Below are 19,585 nucleotides of genomic sequence, written 5' to 3'. Positions count from 1 at the left end.
GTACCGGGTTGATTAACCCGGCGATTGTACATGGTCTGGCTGGTCGCTGGCACCCAGACTTACATAACTTTCAGTAATCGTTGGTAAAGCAGAATGCAAAAGCGGCGGCAGCCCATAGCGCGCCCGCGCGCGATCGCAGGCGTCGTTGGCAATGCCGTCTTCTCCCGACATGTTGAATTCACGGCAGGGAGAGGGGCGCTCAGCGTAAATGCCGCAGGAAACGCAGCCGCCAATCTCGCCTTGCAGCGCTACGCAGCGGGGCGCAAGGCTGTTGGTGCCGCGCATAGCGCGCAAAAACAGGTTGAGCGGTTCCGTCAGCGACGCAGGCACAGCGCCGCCACCATCATCCGCTTCAGCCCAGTAGAAAGAGACACGAAAATGGGCGCAGCAGGCGCCACAGGTCATACAAGGATTAAGATTATCGCTCATTTGATCGCCCGCCACTCCTGAGGCTTCGAACCAAAATCACTCGGAATCAGCAAAATAATCAAGCCGCAGAATTTCCGCAAGCACAATATTCCAACATTGCCAGCGGGCAAAATTGATCTAAATCAACCCTTTGTTTTTTAAATGATTAACCAACATTGTTCTGCATGATTTTTGCCTGAATTCAGGTTAGATCTTGTTGCCGAAACATTCCTGAAAATCCACCTTACAAGTTAAACACCTTTTTTTGATCAAGGAGCGAATATGAAACGGGCAACACTGGCTGCGGCAATAGCGCTGATTTTACCGGGCATGGCGCTGGCGCATCAGGCTGGGGATTTCTTTATGCGCGCCGGTTCAGCAACGGTTCGGCCGACCGAAGGCTCAGACAATGTATTGGGCCTGGGATCCTTTGACGTCAGTAATAACACCCAGCTCGGCTTAACCTTCACATATATGGCAACGGATAACGTTGGCGTCGAGTTGTTAGCCGCCACGCCGTTTCGCCATAAGGTTGGACTGGCCGCAACAGGCAACCTGGCCACGGTGCATCAGTTACCGCCGACGCTGATGGCTCAATATTACTTTTTTGACAGCCGCAGCAAAGTGCGTCCTTATGTGGGCGTCGGAATCAACTACACCACCTTCTTCGACAATAGCTTTAACCAGACCGGACGCGAAGCAGGCCTGAGCGATCTCAGCGTAAAAGATTCCTGGGGTATCGCCGGACAGGTGGGGCTCGATTATGAAATCAACCGCAACTGGATGCTGAACGCATCGCTCTGGTACATGGATATCGATACGGAAGTGAAATTCAAGGCAGGCGGCGTGCAGCAGAATATCGATACGCGCATCGATCCTTGGGTGTTCTTCTTTGGTGCGGGTTACCGTTTCTGAAGCCGTAAAAAAGGCCGGGATTACCGGCCTTTTTTGTCTGATGCCTGTCTCTGGCGTTACTTGATTTGCATATTGTTGGTTACCGCCGACACGCCCTGAACCCGGCGCGTGACCTCAACCGCATGGCTGGCCATCTGCGGCGAGGAGACAAAGCCGCTCAGCTGCACGCGGCCCTTGAAGGTTTCCACGTTGATCTCGGTTGATTTCAGCTGGTCATCTTTCAGCAGTTCGGTTTTGACTTTGGTGGTGATGACCGTGTCATCAATATAGCCACCGGTACCTTCTTTAGCTGGCCCTGGCGCGCAGGCGCTCAGCGTCAGTGCCATTACTGCGGTAATCAGCGCACCTGCAAGGACTTTGAATAATTTCATTGCTTTTCTCCCTGTCACAATCAAAGTTGCGTCGTTACCATAACGGCGCGCTTACAGTGTGGTGCAGAAGAAAAGAAATGTACAAATGCGAAACGTAAATAAAGAACGCGATCATGCCTTATCCGGGGATAAGGCATGCTGCGATCAACGGGTGCCCGCCTTAAGTTGGCTGACAAAGGCGCTCAGCTCAGCCAGCATGGTTTCCGGCTGGTTATGATGCTGCTCAATGATCTTTACAATCGCCGAGCCGGAGATCGCCCCGGCGGCCCCGGCGGCAATCGCTTCTTTTACCTGGCCCGGCTCGGAGATACCAAAGCCCTGCAATGGCGGAGCGGCATGATACTCTTGCAGTTTGGCGATCAGATGCTGCAACGGCAGGCTGGCGCGCTTCTCTGAGCCGGTGACGCCAGCACGGGAGAGCAGATAGGTGTAGCCACGACCATGGGAGGCAATCTCACGCAGCAGATCGTCGTCCGCGTTCGGCGGGCAGATAAAGATCGGCGCAATATCATGGCGCATCGCGGCCTGGCGGAAGGGCGCAGACTCTTCCACCGGCACGTCGGCCACCAGCACCGAATCCACACCCACCGCGGCGCACTGGGCATAAAAGTTATCAATGCCTTTGCTGAATACCAGGTTAGCGTACATCAGCAGGCCGATGGGCAGGTCAGGATATTTTTCGCGCACGGCGGCAAGAATTTCAAAACAGTGCGCTGTGGTAGTACCTGCAGCAAAAGCACGCAGCGTAGCGTTCTGAATGGTCGGGCCATCCGCCAGCGGATCGGAGAAGGGGATCCCCAGCTCAAGCGCATCCGCGCCGCCAGCGACCAGCGCATCAATGATTTGCAGTGACAGCGCGGGCGTGGGATCGCCGAGGGTAACGAAAGGCACAAAGGCACCTTCTTTTTTCGCCGAGAGACGTTTAAACAGCTGATCGTAACGTTCCATCAAATTTCTCCCTTGGCTGTCAAAATATCGTGAACGGTAAAAATATCTTTATCGCCGCGACCGGAAAGGTTAACCACCAGCAACTGCTCTTTCTCCGGGTTATCACGCACCATTTTCAGCGCGTGCGCCAGGGCATGGGATGATTCCAGCGCGGGAATAATACCTTCGGCACGGCAAAGCTGCTTAAAGGCCTCCATCGCTTCATCATCGGTGATGGAGACATACTCTGCGCGACCAATGCTATTAAGGTGGGCGTGCTGCGGCCCGACGGAAGGGAAATCGAGACCGGCTGAGATCGAGTAAGACTCTTCAATCTGACCCTCTTCGGTCTGCATCATCGGCGCTTTCATGCCGAAATAGATCCCCACGCGGCCATGCTTCAGCGGCGCGCCGTGCTCGCCGGTTTCGATACCGTGTCCGGCTGGCTCAACGCCAATCAGGCCCACAGAGGCGTCGTCGATAAAATCGGCAAACATACCGATGGCGTTCGAGCCACCGCCGACGCAGGCGATCACCGCATCCGGCAGCCGACCCTCTTTTTCAAGGATCTGCGCTTTGGTCTCTTCGCCAATCATGCGCTGGAATTCACGCACGATAGTAGGATAAGGGTGCGGACCCGCAGCGGTGCCGAGCATATAGTGCGCGGTTTCGTAGCTGCCGGACCAGTCGCGCAGCGCCTCGTTACAGGCATCTTTCAGCGTGGCGGAGCCGCTGTGCACCGGAATCACTTCCGCACCCATCAGGCGCATACGGAACACGTTCGGCGACTGGCGTTCCACATCTTTGGCGCCCATATAGATGCGGCATTTCATGCCCAGCAGCGCGCTGGCAAGGGCGGAGGCCACGCCATGTTGACCGGCGCCGGTTTCCGCGATGATCTCATTTTTGCCCATGCGTTTCGCCAGCAGCGCCTGGCCCAGAACCTGATTGGTTTTGTGCGCGCCGCCGTGCAGCAAATCTTCACGCTTCAGGTAAAGACGGGTTTTGCTGCCTTTGGTCAGGTTGCGGCAGAGCGTTAACGCGGTAGGACGACCCGCATAGTTCTTCAACAGATCGGTAAATTCGGCCTGAAACTCCGGGTCGCGCTGGGCGCTGACAAAAGCTTCTTCCAGCTGGCGTAAGGCTGGCATCAGGATCTGCGGCACATACATGCCGCCAAATTCGCCAAAATAGGGATTCAGTAACGTCATTTTATCATCTCTCTTTTTCCGGCCCGCCTGCTGCGGGTCAGGCAAATCAGTAAGCGCGCAGGGTACGGAACACCGCAACGATTTTGCTGCTCTCTTTGATACCCGGCGTGCTCTCGACACCCGAATTGAAATCAAGACCGGCACAGCCCAGCTGCGCGGCTTCTACGCTGTTGTCAGCGCCCAGGCCGCCCGCCAGCAGCACATTGCTTAAGTCCTGATCCTGCAGCAGGCTCCAGTCGAAACGCTCGCCGCTGCCGCCCGTGCCGTTATCAAAGACATAGCGATCTACGTGCGCCCAGTCGCGGACAGGCAGCACAGATTTAATACTCATCGCTTTCCAGATCTTGATCTTCGCGGGTAGCGCCTGGCGCAGTTCAGCGACGTAAGCGCGATCTTCCTCGCCATGCAGCTGTACCGCCGCAAGCTGCAATTCACTGGCGGTAGTGACAACGTCACTGACTGTCGCATTACGGAACACGCCGACATAGCGCAGCGGGGCGCCCGCAATTACGCTGCGCGCCTGGTCGATATCCACCTGACGCGGCGAACCAACGGCGAAAATAATCCCGCCATACATCGCGCCCGCTTCATACGCGGCGCGCGCATCTTCGGCGCGGGTCAGGCCGCAGACTTTATTGTCGCCCAGCAGCACGCGGCGAACCGCACTGTTCAGATCCGCTTCGCCCATCAGGGCCGAACCGATCAAAAAGCCGTTGGCGAAATGGCTCAGCTCGCGAATGTGTGCGTAACTGTCGATACCCGATTCGCTGATCACCGTCACGCCGTGCGAGAGACGCGGCGCCAGCTGGCGTGTACGGTTTAAATCGATGGAGAGGTCGCGCAGGTCGCGGTTGTTGATGCCTACCACCTTCGCTTCCAGCGCAATGGCGCGCTCCAGCTCCTCTTCATTACTTACTTCCGTCAGCACGCCCATTTTCAGGCTGTGCGCCACGGCGGCAAGCTGGCGATATGCATCATCATCCAGCACAGAGAGCATCAACAGAATCGCATCCGCCTGATAGTGGCGCGCCAGGTAAATCTGATAGGGATCGATAATAAAATCTTTGCACAGCACCGGCTGGGTAATGGCAGCGCTGACGACGGGCAGAAAGTCGAAGCTGCCTTGAAAATATTTTTCATCGGTCAGAACCGACACCGCCGAGGCGTAATGACGATAAACCGCCGCGATTGCCGCCGGATCGAAATCCTCGCGGATAACCCCTTTCGAGGGTGACGCTTTTTTGCATTCAAGAATAAACGCGGTGCGGGCACCCTGCAGCGCATCATAAAAGCTGCGTGTGGCGGGTTCGATATCATTCTGGAACGAGGCCAGCGGCTGTTGCGCCTTACGCGCTTCGACCCAAACCGCTTTATCCTGAACAATTTTATGAAGTACAGTTTCCTGCATGATTATCCTCTTGCTGCCAGTGCAACCACGCGCTCGTAAGCCTGGCCGCTGCGGATAGCGGTCAGCGCGCGCTGCGCGTTGTCACGCAAATCTTCGTTGCCAAATACCTTCAGAAGCATGGCCACGTTGATAGCGACCGCTTCCTCGTGCGCCTGTTGGCCTTTACCCTGGAGCAAACGACTCAGAATGTCACGGTTTTCTTCCGGGGTGCCGCCTGCCAGCGCCTCTTTGGGATGGAAGCTCAGGCCGAAGTCCTCCGGCGAGAGCTGATAGCTGGTAATTTCCCCTTCGCGCAGTTCCGCCACATGAGTGACACTGTGAAGCGCCACTTCATCCATGCCACCGCCATGCACCACCGCCGCACGCTGGTAGCCCAGCACGCGCAGGGTCTGCGCAATCGGCAGTACCAGCTCAGGGCTGTAGACGCCAATCACCGCCAGCGGCGGGCGTGCCGGGTTGATCAGCGGGCCGAGGACATTAAACAGCGTGCGTGTTTTCAGCTGCTGACGCACCGGCATCGCATGGCGGAAACCGCTGTGATACTGCGGCGCGAAGAGAAAACAGACGTTGAGTTCATCCAACGCGCGACGCGCCTGCTCGGCGGGCATGTCGAGCGCGATGCCGAACGCCGCCAACAGATCGGAGGAGCCTGACTTGCTGGAGACGCTGCGGTTGCCGTGCTTCGCGACTTTCACGCCGCAGGTCGCGGCGACAAAGGCGCTGGCGGTAGAGATATTAATGCTGTTGCTGCCGTCGCCGCCGGTGCCGACGATATCGGCAAAGGCATAATCGGGACGCGGAAAGGGTTTGGCGTCTTCCAGCAGCGCAGTGGCGGCACCGGCGATCTCTTCCGGGCGCTCGCCGCGCACCTTCATGGCGATTAAAGCCGCCGCCAGCTGCGTCGGCTCAAGCTGACCGGTAATAATGGCGTTGAACAGCTGGTGGCTCTCTGCCTGACTCAGCGTTTGCGCCTGATAAAGCTTTTCCAGGATCGGTTGCATATCAATTTCCCTGTTATTTCGCCAACGCCCAGGCCAGCGTCTGCTCCAGCAGACGAGCGCCCTGAGTGGTAAGAATGGATTCAGGATGGAACTGGAAACCGCACACGCGGTCAGCATCGTGACGCACCGCCATCACCATGCCGTTGAAGCTGGCGTTCACCGTCAGCCCGGCTGGCGTGTTGCTGCCCACCAGCGAGTGGTAACGCGCCACCGGCAGCGGATTACTCAACCCGGCGAACATCGCTTCGCCATCATGGGTAATCGCCGAGGCTTTACCGTGCAGAATTTCCCCCGCCTGACCCACCTGACCGCCGTACGCTTCCACAATCGCCTGATGGCCGAGGCAGATGCCGATGATCGGCAGGCGACCGCGCAGCGCCTGCAACAGCGCAGGCATACAGCCCGCATCGGCTGGCGCGCCCGGGCCAGGAGAGAGCATCAGTATCGGATTTTCCATGCTTTGCAGGCGCTCGGTCAGCACCTCTGCCGGTACGTTATTACGATAAATCACCACGTTGTGGCCGAAGGTGCGTAGCTGGTCAACGAGGTTGTAGGTAAAGGAGTCGATATTATCGAGCAGCAGGATATCGGCCATCAGAAAATCTCCTTGCAGTGATGGGCTGTCGCGATGGCGCGCAGCACCGCACGTGCTTTGTTGCGGCTTTCATCCGCTTCCGCCTGAGGATGGGAGTCGAGCACCACGCCAGCGCCTGCCTGGACGGTGGCAACGCCATCCTCCACGTAAGCAGAGCGGATAACGATGCAGGTATCAAGATCGCCGTGGGCGGTAAAGTAACCCACCGCGCCGCCGTAGCTGCCGCGGCGCGTGCCTTCGGCATCGGCAATCAGCTGCATGGCGCGGACCTTCGGCGCGCCGCTCAGCGTGCCCATGTTCATGCAGGCGCGGTAGGCGTGCAGCACGTCGAGATCGCTGCGCAGCTTGCCCACCACGCGCGAAACCAGATGCATCACGAACGAGTAGCGGTCAACTTTGGTCAGGTCGGCAACATAGCGGCTGCCGGGTTCGCAGATACGCGCCAGGTCGTTGCGCGCCAGATCCACCAGCATTAAGTGTTCTGCCAGCTCTTTATGGTCGGTGCGCATCTCCAGCTCAATGCGGCTGTCGAGATCGCGATCCAGCGAGCCGTCCGCGTGACGTCCGCGCGGGCGCGTACCGGCTATCGGATAAATTTCAATCTGGCGCGAGGCGGCGTCATATTTCAGCGAGCTCTCCGGCGAGGCGCCGAACAGGCTAAAGTCGCGATCCTGCATAAAGAACATATAGGGGCTGGGATTGCTATTTTTCAGCGTATCGTACGCCGCAAGCGGTGACGGGCAGGGCAGCGAAAAGCGGCGTGACGGCACCACCTGGAAGATTTCGCCGATGCGAATGGCGCTCTGCATTTGGCGCACCACGTCGCAATAGGCTTCATCGCTCTGGTTGCAGCTCAGCGCCATCTGCTCAACCCACTGTACCGGCAGCGCGGGGGCAGGCTGCGCCATCTGACCATGCAGCTGCTCAATACGTCCCTGCAGGCGCTGAAATTCGCTGGTGGAGGGCGCGAACAGGCTGGCCTGTAGCCGGGCGCTGCGCTGCTGATGGTCGATCACCAGTAAGGTTTCCGCCAGATAAAAGCAGTAATCGGGGCAGCGCTGCTCGTTCTTCAGCGCGGGCAGATTTTCAAAGCCCGCCACCAGATCGTAAGCAAACAGCCCGCCGAGCAGCATCGCTTCACGCTCGTCCTCCGGCGTGTTCACCAGTTGGGGAATCAGGCGCAGCGCGTCAAACACTGACAGCGCCTGTAAGCGGGAGTCTTCATCCTGCACCCCTTCGATCTGCGGAAAATGCAGCTCGCGGCCATCGGGACGCACGTCTGTCTTCACGCTTTGCGGCAGCGCGGCGTCCAGCAGCGGCAGCAGCGCGCGGCCATTTTCTGACAGCGCCTGCAGCGTCACGCAATTGCCGAGTGCGGTAATACGCAGCGCGCTGTCCACGATCAGCAGGCTTTTCAGGTTGCGCTTGCTGTCGATATCGGCGGACTCAAGCAGCAGGGTTGCCGGTCGTGCGCCGCATAACTGATGAAACACTGCGGCCGGATCTTCGCGGTAGGGCGCGGTGCCGGTAATCAACTTCAATGTAGGTTTCGCATTTGGCATGATGAATTCTCTGAATTTCGCTCAAAAAAAAGCCCGCTGGGTGGCGGGCTCAGGTATCTGCACAGTGCTTACGCAAGTTGTGCGCGACAGCGTCGCCCGGATTCGGGAGAAGCGCGCCACCAACAATTTACCAGCGTATAAACAGCAGTCATGATGAGATACCCGTTGCGTGTGAACTTGTGTACTAGTTAACGGGTTCAGGCGGGAAAAGTCAATACTCTTTTTCACTTAGCAGCAAAATCGTTATGATGCCCGCCAGATTGTTATCCAGCGGGAGTTATCTTGACGGAAATTGCGCGTTTTCCAATTTACGATTTGCACAGCCATACCCAGGCATCTGACGGCTTGCTCACGCCTGAAGCACTGGTACAGCGCGCCGTTTCGATGCGAGTCGGCGTGCTGGCGATAACCGATCACGATACGGTGGCGGGCGTGCTGGCGGCGCAGGAAGCGGCGACGCGGCTGGCGTTGCCCCTGAAGGTCATTGCCGGGGTGGAAGCCTCAACACTGTGGGAAAACCACGAAATTCATATCGTCGGGCTGAACATCGATATTGATCATCCTGTGATGGTGAGCTTTCTCGCGCAGCAGAGCGACCTGCGCCAGGCGCGTGCAGAGCTGATCGCAGAACGTCTGGCGAAAGCGCAGATCCCCGATGCGCTGGCGGGCGCGCAGCGTCTGGCAGGGGACGGCGTGCTGACGCGCGGCCATTTTGCCCGCTATCTGGTTGAGCTGGGCAAAGCGGACAATCTTGCCCAGGTGTTTAAGCATTATCTGGCACGCGGTAAAACCGGCTATGTACCGCCTCAATGGTGTACTATTAAACAAGCTATTGATGCGATTCACCATTCTGGTGGTTATGCTGTGCTGGCGCATCCCGGTCGTTATGGCCTTTCAGCGAAATGGCTGAAACGTCTGATCGCGCACTTTACACAGGAAGGGGGCGATGCGATGGAGGTGGCGCAGTGTCAGCAGGCACCGAATGAGCGCAGCCAGTTGGCGCAGTATGCGCGCGACAACGGGCTGGCCGCATCGCAAGGATCCGATTTTCATCAACCCTGTCCGTGGATAGAGCTGGGCCGCAAGCTCTGGTTACCGGGTGGCGTAGAACCGATCTGGGAACGATTTCCTGCTATCGGCCCGGCCATCAACGACACGGCGGGGTGACAAGAGGTTTTTATGAGTCAACTGTTTCATATCCATCCTGACAATCCTCAGCCGCGTCTGATCAACCAGGCGGTGGAGTATTTGAATAAGGGCAGCGTTATCGTCTATCCCACGGACTCGGGCTACGCGCTCGGCTGCCGTCTGGAAGAGAAAAATGCGCTGGAGCGCATCTGCCGCATCCGCCAGTTGGATGGACGCCACAACTTTACCCTGATGTGTCGCGATCTGTCGGAGCTGTCGACCTATTCACATGTCGACAACACAGCGTTCCGCCTGATCAAAAACAACACGCCAGGCAGCTACACCTTTATTCTCAAGGGCACCAAAGAGGTGCCGCGACGTCTGCTGAACGAGAAGCGTAAAACCATTGGCCTGCGCGTGCCGTCGAATCCGGTGGCGCTGGCGCTGCTGGAGGCGCTGAACGAGCCGATGATGTCCACCTCGCTGATGCTGCCGGGCAACGATTTTACCGAATCCGACCCGGAAGAGATTCAGATGAGCATCGGTAAACAGGTTGACCTGATCATCCATGGCGGGACCATTGGCCAGCATCCCACCACGGTGATCGATCTCACCGACGACGTGCCTGTCGTGGTGCGTGAAGGGGTGGGAGACACGCGCCCCTTCCTGTGATTTGCTCTGGTCAGGCGCCCGATATCGGCGCCTGACCGATATTATGCAGCAGCCAGTTTCTGAAATCGCCGTAGGGTATATAGAGCGACACATCTTTCATTATCACTTTGCCGCTGCGACGATTCTTAATTTCACTGCTGTAGCCCACAATAACCCCACCCAGCGTTTCATCGGCATTATAGACGCCGCCGCCGGACATTCCCTGAACCACACCGGCATTAGACGCCATTGCCAGGCAGGGACTTTTATTCCAGTCGTTACGAATGGCGGTGCGCCCTAAATTGACGCCGGATGATTCAACCGGCATGGCGGAAATAAAACTATAACCGTACATTTTAACCGGATCGCCGATGTCGCTGGTTCGGAATTTCGCCAAAGTAGCCGCATCATTCTTGTGGTAAATAATCGCAAGGTCGCAATAAGGGTGATACGCCTTTACGCGCTGGACGGCATATTTCGCTACGTGGGCGGCGGTAAGACTATATTCAGGCGTAATGGGAATGCTGGTGCCGAGCGTGCCTAAACCCAGAATGGTCGGAATGCCGGTCAGGCTCATATCGACGTGTTGCATCGCAGTGCGGCTGTACTGGGTTTGTCCCACGGAACAACCGCTCAGCGCCAGTGCGGTCAGCACAGACAGTAGTGGCAGTTTTCTCATGATAGTCATCTTTAAACAGGCATGTCGGAAAATCCCTGGTGAAGACTTTTGACATGCAATACAGGCTCATCCTTAAGTGGATTGACGCAAGTATCCGTTTTACGCCGGCTATTTTTTATGAAAATAAAACATTCATGAACGATAAATTATTATTAAATATTTGGCTTAAGCCGTTTTAATTATGAAAACATGAATCTTTACTCTACCAGGGAAATTCTACACAGATTTAACCGGCAGGCAATTAAAAGCAGGTGTTGTCAATGTAAAAAATGCCTAAAATAAGGCGTTAATCCAATCTTCGGTGAATAAGGCCTGAAGGTTGGGTTTAAACAAAATAACTTTTACAACTTAAGTCAAATGAGAAGCATTAAATACCATAAAATATCCAGGTGCCAGATTTTGCTATCCATCTTAATGTTTTCTTCAGTGTTCAGTGCTGCTTAATTATTTTACTGACTGAACCCATGGATGAAACTGCTTATTCTTGCAGGAAATTTTTATGCTGGCCGGTGAATTTGAGGCGTCTGTCTGAAAGGAGCAAGCCAGGGCTGACTCTCTATGCAAGGAAAACCTGTCCAGATGATTAAGGAGTGGTGTAGAATAGCCGGTCTGCCCGTGTTCGCTACTGCGCCGCGCAGTTAACCCGGAATATCTGGTCAGGGGCTGGTAATCCCTGACGAACCTGTCCATTACCACGACGCCTGTGAAGGCGACAGTGAGGCTGCTCAATGAGCGAAAAATTACAGAAAGTATTAGCGCGCGCCGGCCACGGTTCGCGTCGCGAAATCGAAACGATGATTTCTGCGGGTCGCGTTAGCGTGGATGGCAAACTGGCCACCCTGGGCGATCGTATCGAAACCGATAAATCCCTGAAAATACGTATCGACGGACATCTCGTCTCGATCGCCGAGTCCGCGACCGAAGTGTGCCGCGTTCTCGCTTATTACAAGCCTGAAGGTGAGCTTTGCACGCGCAACGATCCGGAAGGACGCCCGACGGTATTTGATCGTCTGCCAAAACTGCGCGGTTCGCGCTGGATTGCGGTAGGGCGACTTGATGTGAATACCTGCGGTCTGATGCTGTTCACCACCGATGGCGAACTGGCAAATCGTTTGATGCATCCGAGCCGTGAAGTTGAGCGTGAATATGCGGTACGCGTGTTTGGTCAGGTGGATGATGATAAAGTGCGCCAGCTCAGCCGTGGCGTACAGCTGGAAGATGGCCCGGCCGCATTCAAAACCATTAAGTTTGGCGGCGGTGAAGGGATCAACCAGTGGTTCAACGTCACACTGACCGAAGGGCGCAACCGTGAAGTGCGTCGTTTGTGGGAAGCGGTCGGCGTGCAGGTGAGCCGACTGATTCGCGTGCGTTATGGCGATATTGCGTTGCCAAAAGGACTGCCGCGCGGCGGCTGGATGGAGCTGGATCTTGCGGCGGTGAACTATCTGCGCACCCTGGTCGAGATGAAAGAAGAGACCGTTACCAAACTGGCGGTGGAAAAGGATCGTCGTCGCACTAAGGCGAACCAGATCCGTCGTGCCGTGAAGCGTCACAGCCAGGTGAGCGGCGCGCGCCGCAGCAGCGGCAAACGCAGCTAAGCGCCTGACGCAGCCGTTTCCGCGGCTGCGTCTTTCCCCGGATTACCAGTCAATTCCCTGTTGCGCCTGGATGCCCGCATCAAACGCGTGCTTAACCGGACGCATCTCTGTGACCGTATCGGCCATTTCCAGCAACGTACGATGGCATCCACGTCCGGTAACGATGACGCTTTGCTGCGCAGGCCGGTTGTTCAGCACTGCAACCAGCTCCTCCAGCGGCAGATAATCCATGCTAACCATGTAGGTGATCTCATCGAGAATCACTAAATCGACGGCGGGGTCGGCCAGCATACGTTTTGCATGTTGCCATACGGCCAGACAGGCGTCGGTATCGGTCTGGCGATTCTGGGTCTCCCAGGTAAAGCCGGTCGCCATCACCTGAAACTCCACGCCATGCTGTTCCAGCAGATTGCGCTCCCCGTTTGGCCACTCGCCTTTGATAAACTGAATCGCCGCCGCTTTTTTACCGTGGCCGGTAGCGCGCAGCGCCGTGCCGAAGGCGGCAGTGGTTTTGCCTTTGCCGTTGCCGGTAAAAACCATCAGGATGCCACGCTGTTCGGTCGCCGAGGCGACTCGCGCATCGACCTGTTCTTTCAGGCGCTGTTGTCGCTGCTGATGACGTTCTTCGCTCATTATTCTGCCGGTCCTGGTTTTCTGCCTGGCTGCGCATCGAAGCTGATGCCGGTTTTACGACGGCTGTCGTCGCCCATCAGATAGAGATAGAGCGGCATCAAATCCGCCGGGGTTTTCAGCTTATTGGCATCTTCTTCCGGAAAGGCGCTGGCGCGCATGCTGGTGCGGGTGCCGCCGGGATTGATGCAGTTAACCCGCAGATGATGGTTTTTGTATTCGTCAGCCAGCACCTGCATCAGGCCTTCGGTGGCGAATTTCGACACGGCATAGGCCCCCCAGCCCGCACGACCTGTACGTCCCACGCTTGAGGTGGTAAAGACCAGCGAGCCAGCGGAAGATTTCAACAGCAGCGGCAGCAGGGCCTGGGTGAGATAAAAGGTGGCATCGAGGTTGATTTTCATCACCTGCTGCCATATATGCGGATCCAGCTCTGCCAGCGGCACGATTTCGCCTAAAATACCGGCATTGTGCAGCACGCCATCCAGACGGGAGACCTGCTGGCCGATGGCGTCCGCAAGCTGATGGCATTTTTCCGGCGTGGCGTCGGCAAGATCAAAGACAAAGCTGCGCGCCGCTCGCTTATTCAGCCGGGCGATGGCAAGCTCGACTGTCTGCAGCTTTTCCGGGTTACGTCCCAGCAGTATCACTTCGGCGCCGTAGCGGGCGTAAGTAAGCGCCGCTTCGCGGCCAATGCCGTCGGAAGCGCCGGTAACAAGGATGATGCGGTCAGTAAGCAGATCGCTTTTCGGTTGGTAGTGCACAGCAATATCCTTTAACGAAGATCTGAGTGGTTTTTTGGCTTTATGCCTGATTTCCTCTGCGGGTGCAATCATCGACAGGCGCATTCTGTGCCGGCCGGTGGCATTTCAGGCGACGAATGTGCGTGAAGCCGGTAAACTAGCGCACTGGCTCTAATTCTCTGTTTAATAAGGCGGCAGAATGGATTTACTGTTTCATTATGGATTATTTCTGGCGAAGGCGGTAACGGTCGTGGTCGCGATCGCGGCAATCGCCCTCATTATTATTAATGTCAGCCAGCGCAAACGCGGCCAGAGCGGTCAGCTACGGCTGAGTCATCTGGGTGACGACTTTCAGCAAATGAAGGAAGATTTGCTACTGGCGAAAATGAAGCCGCATGAACAGAAGCTGTGGCTGAAAAGAGATAAAAAAGCGAAAAAAGAGAAGGCGAAAGCGGAAAAGCAGCAGGCGAAACAGGGCGTGACGACTTCAGCCAAACCCACGCTTTTTGTGCTCGACTTCCGCGGCAGCGTCGATGCGGCCGAAGTCGCTTCCCTGCGCGAAGAGGTTTCCGCCGTGCTGGCCGTCGCCACGCCCGGCGATGAGGTGCTGCTGCGTCTGGAAAGTCCGGGCGGCGTGGTGCACGGTTACGGTCTGGCGGCCTCGCAGCTTCAGCGCCTGCGCGATCACGGTTTACGCCTCACGGCGGCGGTGGATAAAGTCGCCGCCAGCGGCGGCTATATGATGGCCTGCGTGGCGGATCGCATCGTGGCGGCGCCTTTCTCTATTATTGGCTCTATCGGCGTGGTGGCGCAGATCCCTAACTTCAATCGTCTGCTGAAGCGCAATGATATTGAGGTAGAACTGCATACCGCAGGTCAGTACAAACGCACGCTCACCATGTTTGGTGAAAATACTGAAGAGGGACGGGAGAAATTCCGCGACGATCTCAACGAAACCCATCTGCTTTTCAAAGATTTTGTCCAGCAGATGCGTCCGGTACTGGATATTGATGAAGTCGCGACCGGCGAGTACTGGTTTGGCCGTCAGGCGCTGGAGAAAAAACTGGTTGATGAGATCGGCACCAGTGACGAGCTGATCATCAGTCAGATGGCGGCTTATAATGTGTTAGGTGTGCGCTATGCGCGGCGTAAAAAAATGATCGATCGCGTGACACACAGCATGGGATCGGTGGCAGAACGGCTGATTCTTAAATTGTGGCAGCGCGGCGATAAACCCCTGCTGTAACGGAAGCCCGGCTCAGGCCGGGTTTTTTATTCCAGACGTTACTGGGTCAAAAGCGGTAGCGTCCGTAAAGCGGCAAAATAATCATTGTGTTCTTTAATCCGGCTATTGGCTTTTCCCACTAAAGCCTGGCGTGAAATCACTGCTGTTTCTTTTCATCTGCCTCCTCTCATTTTTTGACAGAACGAAAAACCTTTCTATATTACTTGCCAATCCTCTGTGCGATAAATCGATAGCCGGAATGAAAAGTGGCGGAAAATTAAACAGAATGCTAATTAAGTTGCGTAACGGATTTTATCAGGTAGAGTGTGGGCGATTCAGAATTCAGGGAGATCACGTCAGGATGCGTGATGATGTCAGATGGAAAACTCGCTTCTAATCAAAAAGTTGCATAAGTTAATGCAATCTGACCTGAGATTGACCCGGCGGCCTTGAAAAGTAAAAAGGCGCAGCAATATTGAACCCGATGGGTTTTAGGGTATCTAATCCACTCCCGTTTATCAGGACGTTTTCATTAGGTAAAGGTTAATATGGGTAAAGCACTCGTCATCGTTGAGTCCCCGGCAAAAGCCAAAACAATCAATAAATACCTCGGCAGTGACTACGTGGTGAAATCCAGCGTCGGTCATATCCGTGATTTGCCGACCAGTGGTTCAACCGCCAAAAAGAGTGCTGACGGGACAAGCGCAAAAACCGTCAAAAAAGGCAAAAAAGATGAAAAGGCGGCGCTGGTCAACCGTATGGGCGTTGACCCCTGGCATGGCTGGAAAGCCGACTATCAGATTTTGCCGGGCAAAGAGAAAGTTGTCGCTGAACTGAAAGCCCTTGCCGCCAGCGCCGATCACATCTATCTCGCAACCGACCTTGACCGCGAAGGGGAAGCCATTGCCTGGCATCTGCGCGAAATCATTGGCGGCGACGACAAACGCTTCAGCCGCGTGGTATTTAACGAAATCACCAAAAATGCGATTCGTCAGGCGTTTGAAAAGCCAGGCGAGCTGAATATCGATCGTGTTAATGCTCAGCAGGCGCGACGCTTTATGGATCGCGTAGTGGGCTACATGGTCTCCCCGCTGCTGTGGAAGAAAATCGCCCGTGGCTTATCGGCGGGGCGCGTGCAGTCCGTGGCCGTACGTCTGGTGGTAGAACGCGAACGCGAAATCAAAGCTTTCGTCCCGGAAGAGTACTGGGAGCTGAACGCTGCGCTCACCACGCCGAAAGGCGACGATCTGCCGATGCAGGTGACGCATCAGAACGATAAGGCGTTTCGTCCGGTAAACGGCGAACAAACCCAGGCTGCCGTGGCGCTGCTGGAAAAAGCACGCTTTGAGGTGGTGGATCGCGAAGATAAACCCACCAGCAGCAAACCTGGCGCGCCTTTTATTACCTCGACGCTGCAGCAGGCGGCGAGCACCCGCCTTGGCTTCGGCGTGAAAAAAACCATGATGATGGCGCAGCGTCTCTATGAGGCGGGGCATATCACCTATATGCGTACCGACTCAACGAACCTGAGCCAGGACGCGATTGCCATGGCGCGCGGCTACATCGACAGCAGCTTCGGCGCCAAATACCTGCCGGACTCGGCGAACACTTACGCCAGCAAAGAGAACTCGCAGGAAGCACACGAAGCGATTCGTCCTTCCGACGTAAACGTCGCTGCCGAGCAGCTCAAAGATATGGAAGCGGACGCGCAGAAGCTCTATCAGCTGATCTGGCGCCAGTTCGTGGCCTGTCAGATGGTGCCGGCGCAGTACGATTCCACCACGCTCACCGTGGCGGCTGGCGACTTCAAACTTAAAGCGAAAGGTCGTACGCTGCGTTTTGACGGCTGGACGCGTGTGATGCCTGCGTTGCGTAAAAATGATGAAGATCGCACCTTACCACCGGTCAACGTCGGCGATGAGTTGAATCTACAACAGCTGATGCCGAGCCAGCACTTTACTAAACCACCGGCGCGTTTCAGCGAAGCCTCACTGGTGCGTGAGCTGGAGAAACGCGGTATCGGTCGTCCTTCGACCTATGCTTCTATCATCTCCACCATTCAGGATCGCGGTTACGTGCATGTGGAAAACCGTCGTTTCTATGCTGAAAAGATGGGCGAGATTGTTACCGATCGTCTGGAAGAGAACTTCCGCGAGCTGATGAATTACGACTTCACCGCGCATATGGAAGACAGCCTTGACCAGGTGGCGAACAACCACGCGGAATGGAAAGGGGTGCTGGACAACTTTTTTGCCGATTTCAGTCAGCAGCTTGACCAGGCGGAAAAGGATCCGGAAGAGGGCGGAATGCAGCCCAACCAGATGGTATTGACCTCTATTGATTGCCCGACCTGTGGCCGCAAAATGGGGATCCGTACCGCCAGCACCGGCGTTTTCCTGGGCTGTTCGGGCTACGCCTTGCCGCCGAAAGAGCGCTGTAAGCAAACCATCAACCTGATCCCGGAAAACGAAGTTCTGAACATCCTCGAAGGGGATGATGCGGAAACCAACGCCCTGCGCGCCCGTCGTCGCTGTGAGAAATGCGGCACCGCGATGGACAGTTACCTGATCGACAACCAGCGCAAGCTGCATGTCTGCGGTAACAATCCGGAGTGCGACGGTTATGAGATAGAGCAGGGCGAGTTCCGTATCAAGGGTTATGACGGTCCGATCGTAGAGTGTGAGAAGTGTGGTTCGGAAATGCACCTGAAAATGGGGCGCTTCGGCAAATACATGGCCTGCACCAACGACGATTGTAAAAACACGCGCAAGATCCTGAAAAATGGCGAAGTCGCGCCGCCGAAAGAGGATCCGGTGCCGCTGCCGGAGCTGCCCTGCGAGAAATCGGATGCCTATTTTGTGTTGCGTGATGGCGCTGCGGGCGTGTTCCTCGCGGCGAATACCTTCCCCAAATCGCGCGAAACCCGAGCGCCGCTGGTGGAAGAGCTTCAGCGCTTCAGCGATCGTCTGCCGGAAAAACTGAAATATCTGGCGCAGGCACCTGCCACCGATCCAGAGGGCAATAAAACCCTGGTGCGTTACAGCCGTAAAACCCGGCAGCAGTATGTCGCGTCGGAAAAAGAGGGCAAAGCGACCGGCTGGTCCGCTTTCTATATTGACGGCAGCTGGCAGGACGCAAAAAAATAACTTCCTGAGCAATCACGTTTTTATAACAGGCCAGCCTTCGCGCTGGCCTTTTTTATTGCCTTATAGCGAAAAGTTCTACTCTCCGGACGAAAATGATATAGTGGTTATAGCGTTAGCGACTCCCTTAATAACGCCCCTCACCCTATGCACCGCCAACCCCAACAACGCGGGAACACGCCATCGGGGAAACGCGGCTCTGTAGCCTTACCGGGATGAAAAATTATGAAATTGCAGCAGTTGCGCTATATCGTCGAAGTGGTGAATCATAATCTTAATGTCTCTTCGACGGCGGAAGGTCTTTACACGTCGCAGCCCGGCATCAGTAAGCAGGTGCGCATGCTTGAGGATGAACTCGGCGTACAAATCTTTGCCCGCAGCGGAAAGCATCTGACGCAGGTAACGCCGGCCGGCGAGGAGATCATTCGCATCGCGCGGGAAGTGCTCTCGAAAGTGGATGCGATAAAATCTGTCGCTGGCGAACATACCTGGCCTGATAAAGGCTCCCTCTACGTTGCAACAACCCATACCCAGGCGCGTTACGCCTTGCCCGGCGTGATCAAAGGCTTTATCGAACGCTACCCACGCGTCTCTCTGCACATGCATCAGGGTTCCCCTACGCAAATTGCTGAAGCGGTTTCCAAAGGCAATGCGGACTTTGCCATCGCCACCGAAGCGCTGCATCTCTATGACGATCTCATCATGCTGCCGTGCTATCACTGGAACCGCGCCATTGTGGTGACGCCCGATCATCCGCTGGCAGGCAAAGCGCAGGTCACTATCGAGGAGCTTGCGGAATATCCGATTGTGACCTACACGTTTGGCTTTACCGGGCGCTCGGAACTCGATACCGCCTTTAACCGTGCGGGATTAACGCCGCGCATTGTATTTACGGCAACGGATGCGGATGTAATCAAAACCTATGTGCGTCTGGGGTTAGGCGTTGGGGTAATTGCCAGCATGGCGGTCGACCCGCATGCCGATCCCGATCTGGTGCGTATTGAAGCATCAGAAATATTTACCAACAGCACCACGAAAATCGGCTTTCGTCGCAGCACCTTCCTGCGCAGCTATATGTATGATTTTATTCAGCGCTTTGCGCCGCACCTGACACGCGACGTGGTTGATACTGCCGTGGCGTTACGCTCAAATGAAGATATTGAAGCGATGTTTAAAGATATAAAATTGCCGTTTAAATAATTTCACAGGCAATAATTTCTGTGCTCAGGCCGTGCTTACGGCCTTTTTTATTGAACAGACTTAGAACCAGCAGTGGCTTGAAAGTTTTAAACATTTTCCTGTAAATGACACATCGATCACATGTTTTTTCATTGTTGTTAATTTAATGAGAATCAGTACACAGTTTTTAGCTTGCCGCTTTGCGACCTGC

General features: G+C 55.7%; 16 protein-coding genes, 1 pseudogene and 1 other annotated feature. Of the genes and pseudogenes, 7 read left to right on the top strand and 10 right to left on the bottom strand.

Annotation, left to right across the window (positions count from 1 at the left end; translation table 11 throughout):
* Nucleotides 1-12: 12 nt before the first annotated feature.
* A complete protein-coding gene (locus ABU178_RS10810) occupies nucleotides 13-429 on the bottom strand; it encodes a YkgJ family cysteine cluster protein (protein ID WP_397214658.1) in 417 nt (138 codons plus the stop codon).
* A 261-nt stretch (nucleotides 430-690) separates the two neighbouring features.
* Between ABU178_RS10810 and ompW the strand changes: the two genes are divergently transcribed.
* A complete protein-coding gene (gene ompW, locus ABU178_RS10805; protein ID WP_397214656.1) occupies nucleotides 691-1,323 on the top strand; it encodes an outer membrane protein OmpW in 633 nt (210 codons plus the stop codon).
* 56 nt (nucleotides 1,324-1,379) lie between these two features.
* On the opposite strand, the gene ABU178_RS10800 is transcribed toward ompW, so the two are convergent.
* From ABU178_RS10800 to ABU178_RS10775, 6 genes and pseudogenes are all read right to left on the bottom strand, one after another.
* Entirely contained in the window at nucleotides 1,380-1,694 is a 315-nt protein-coding gene (locus ABU178_RS10800) for a BON domain-containing protein (RefSeq protein WP_397214655.1), read from the bottom strand.
* A gap of 144 nt (nucleotides 1,695-1,838) precedes the next feature.
* Nucleotides 1,839-2,642 (bottom strand): tryptophan synthase subunit alpha, encoded by an 804-nt coding sequence (gene trpA / locus ABU178_RS10795; protein ID WP_397214653.1) that lies wholly within the window; start codon nucleotides 2,640-2,642, stop codon nucleotides 1,839-1,841.
* Nucleotides 2,642-3,832, bottom strand: a complete 1,191-nt coding sequence (trpB, locus tag ABU178_RS10790) for a tryptophan synthase subunit beta (RefSeq protein WP_397214651.1) — start codon at nucleotides 3,830-3,832, stop codon at nucleotides 2,642-2,644. Before trpB ends, trpA begins: the two co-directional genes overlap by 1 nt.
* A gap of 46 nt (nucleotides 3,833-3,878) precedes the next feature.
* Nucleotides 3,879-5,240 (bottom strand): bifunctional indole-3-glycerol-phosphate synthase TrpC/phosphoribosylanthranilate isomerase TrpF, encoded by a 1,362-nt coding sequence (gene trpCF, locus ABU178_RS10785; RefSeq protein ID WP_397214649.1) that lies wholly within the window; start codon nucleotides 5,238-5,240, stop codon nucleotides 3,879-3,881.
* A 2-nt stretch (nucleotides 5,241-5,242) separates the two neighbouring features.
* A pseudogene (trpD, locus tag ABU178_RS10780) lies at nucleotides 5,243-6,836 on the bottom strand (bifunctional anthranilate synthase glutamate amidotransferase component TrpG/anthranilate phosphoribosyltransferase TrpD).
* Complete coding sequence (locus tag ABU178_RS10775; protein ID WP_397214647.1) at nucleotides 6,836-8,398, bottom strand: anthranilate synthase component 1; 1,563 nt, start codon at nucleotides 8,396-8,398, stop codon at nucleotides 6,836-6,838. Before ABU178_RS10775 ends, trpD begins: the two are co-directional and overlap by 1 nt.
* A 23-nt stretch (nucleotides 8,399-8,421) precedes the next feature.
* Nucleotides 8,422-8,526, bottom strand: a sequence feature (Trp leader region).
* Nucleotides 8,527-8,680: 154 nt separating this feature from the next.
* Between ABU178_RS10775 and rnm the strand changes: the two genes are divergently transcribed.
* A complete protein-coding gene (gene rnm, locus ABU178_RS10770) occupies nucleotides 8,681-9,565 on the top strand; it encodes an RNase RNM (protein ID WP_397214645.1) in 885 nt (294 codons plus the stop codon).
* 12 nt (nucleotides 9,566-9,577) lie between these two features.
* Nucleotides 9,578-10,198: an L-threonylcarbamoyladenylate synthase gene (locus ABU178_RS10765; protein ID WP_397214643.1), complete on the top strand. Its 621-nt coding sequence runs from the start codon at nucleotides 9,578-9,580 to the stop codon at nucleotides 10,196-10,198.
* 10 nt (nucleotides 10,199-10,208) lie between these two features.
* Here ABU178_RS10765 and ABU178_RS10760 read toward each other — a convergent pair whose 3' ends face one another.
* Nucleotides 10,209-10,856 carry a serine protease gene (locus ABU178_RS10760; protein WP_397214641.1) on the bottom strand — a complete coding sequence of 216 codons (648 nt, stop codon included), beginning with the start codon at nucleotides 10,854-10,856 and terminating at the stop codon, nucleotides 10,209-10,211.
* Nucleotides 10,857-11,584: 728 nt separating this feature from the next.
* On the opposite strand from ABU178_RS10760, the gene rluB reads away from it, so the two are divergent.
* On the top strand, nucleotides 11,585-12,454 hold the full coding sequence (gene rluB, locus ABU178_RS10755) for a 23S rRNA pseudouridine(2605) synthase RluB (RefSeq protein ID WP_397214639.1): 870 nt from the start codon (nucleotides 11,585-11,587) through the stop codon (nucleotides 12,452-12,454).
* 42 nt (nucleotides 12,455-12,496) lie between these two features.
* Here the strand turns inward: rluB and cobO are convergent, their stop codons facing one another.
* Nucleotides 12,497-13,087 carry a cob(I)yrinic acid a,c-diamide adenosyltransferase gene (cobO, locus tag ABU178_RS10750; RefSeq protein ID WP_397214637.1) on the bottom strand — a complete coding sequence of 197 codons (591 nt, stop codon included), beginning with the start codon at nucleotides 13,085-13,087 and terminating at the stop codon, nucleotides 12,497-12,499.
* Nucleotides 13,087-13,848 carry a YciK family oxidoreductase gene (locus ABU178_RS10745; RefSeq protein ID WP_397214635.1) on the bottom strand — a complete coding sequence of 254 codons (762 nt, stop codon included), beginning with the start codon at nucleotides 13,846-13,848 and terminating at the stop codon, nucleotides 13,087-13,089. Before ABU178_RS10745 ends, cobO begins: the two co-directional genes overlap by 1 nt.
* Before the next feature lie 178 nt (nucleotides 13,849-14,026).
* Between ABU178_RS10745 and sohB the strand changes: the two genes are divergently transcribed.
* The 3 genes from sohB (at nucleotide 14,027) to cysB (ending at nucleotide 19,395) form a co-directional block, all read left to right on the top strand.
* On the top strand, nucleotides 14,027-15,073 hold the full coding sequence (gene sohB, locus ABU178_RS10740; protein ID WP_397214633.1) for a protease SohB: 1,047 nt from the start codon (nucleotides 14,027-14,029) through the stop codon (nucleotides 15,071-15,073).
* Between the two features lie 527 nt (nucleotides 15,074-15,600).
* The gene (gene topA / locus ABU178_RS10735; RefSeq protein WP_397214631.1) at nucleotides 15,601-18,198 is read left to right on the top strand and encodes a type I DNA topoisomerase; all 2,598 of its coding nucleotides are present in this window, start codon (nucleotides 15,601-15,603) and stop codon (nucleotides 18,196-18,198) included.
* 222 nt (nucleotides 18,199-18,420) lie between these two features.
* Nucleotides 18,421-19,395, top strand: a complete 975-nt coding sequence (cysB, locus tag ABU178_RS10730) for an HTH-type transcriptional regulator CysB (protein ID WP_397214629.1) — start codon at nucleotides 18,421-18,423, stop codon at nucleotides 19,393-19,395.
* Nucleotides 19,396-19,585 lie beyond the last annotated feature (190 nt).

This window comes from Pantoea osteomyelitidis, assembly GCF_044342975.1.
Lineage (GTDB): Bacteria > Pseudomonadota > Gammaproteobacteria > Enterobacterales > Enterobacteriaceae > Pantoea > Pantoea osteomyelitidis.
Note: the sequence above shows the minus strand (reverse complement) of the source record. Positions and strands in the feature narration are given on the sequence as shown.

Coding starts and splice junctions, on each gene's coding strand:
- trpA (WP_397214653.1), bottom strand. CDS start 2,642: ATGGAACGTTACGATCAGCTGTTTAAACGTCTCTCGGCGAAAAAAGAA.
- trpB (WP_397214651.1), bottom strand. CDS start 3,832: ATGACGTTACTGAATCCCTATTTTGGCGAATTTGGCGGCATGTATGTG.
- ompW (WP_397214656.1), top strand. CDS start 691: ATGAAACGGGCAACACTGGCTGCGGCAATAGCGCTGATTTTACCGGGC.
- sohB (WP_397214633.1), top strand. CDS start 14,027: ATGGATTTACTGTTTCATTATGGATTATTTCTGGCGAAGGCGGTAACG.
- cobO (WP_397214637.1), bottom strand. CDS start 13,087: ATGAGCGAAGAACGTCATCAGCAGCGACAACAGCGCCTGAAAGAACAG.
- topA (WP_397214631.1), top strand. CDS start 15,601: ATGGGTAAAGCACTCGTCATCGTTGAGTCCCCGGCAAAAGCCAAAACA.
- rluB (WP_397214639.1), top strand. CDS start 11,585: ATGAGCGAAAAATTACAGAAAGTATTAGCGCGCGCCGGCCACGGTTCG.
- ABU178_RS10760 (WP_397214641.1), bottom strand. CDS start 10,856: ATGAGAAAACTGCCACTACTGTCTGTGCTGACCGCACTGGCGCTGAGC.
- ABU178_RS10810 (WP_397214658.1), bottom strand. CDS start 429: ATGAGCGATAATCTTAATCCTTGTATGACCTGTGGCGCCTGCTGCGCC.
- ABU178_RS10800 (WP_397214655.1), bottom strand. CDS start 1,694: ATGAAATTATTCAAAGTCCTTGCAGGTGCGCTGATTACCGCAGTAATG.
- cysB (WP_397214629.1), top strand. CDS start 18,421: ATGAAATTGCAGCAGTTGCGCTATATCGTCGAAGTGGTGAATCATAAT.
- ABU178_RS10765 (WP_397214643.1), top strand. CDS start 9,578: ATGAGTCAACTGTTTCATATCCATCCTGACAATCCTCAGCCGCGTCTG.
- ABU178_RS10775 (WP_397214647.1), bottom strand. CDS start 8,398: ATGCCAAATGCGAAACCTACATTGAAGTTGATTACCGGCACCGCGCCC.
- trpCF (WP_397214649.1), bottom strand. CDS start 5,240: ATGCAGGAAACTGTACTTCATAAAATTGTTCAGGATAAAGCGGTTTGG.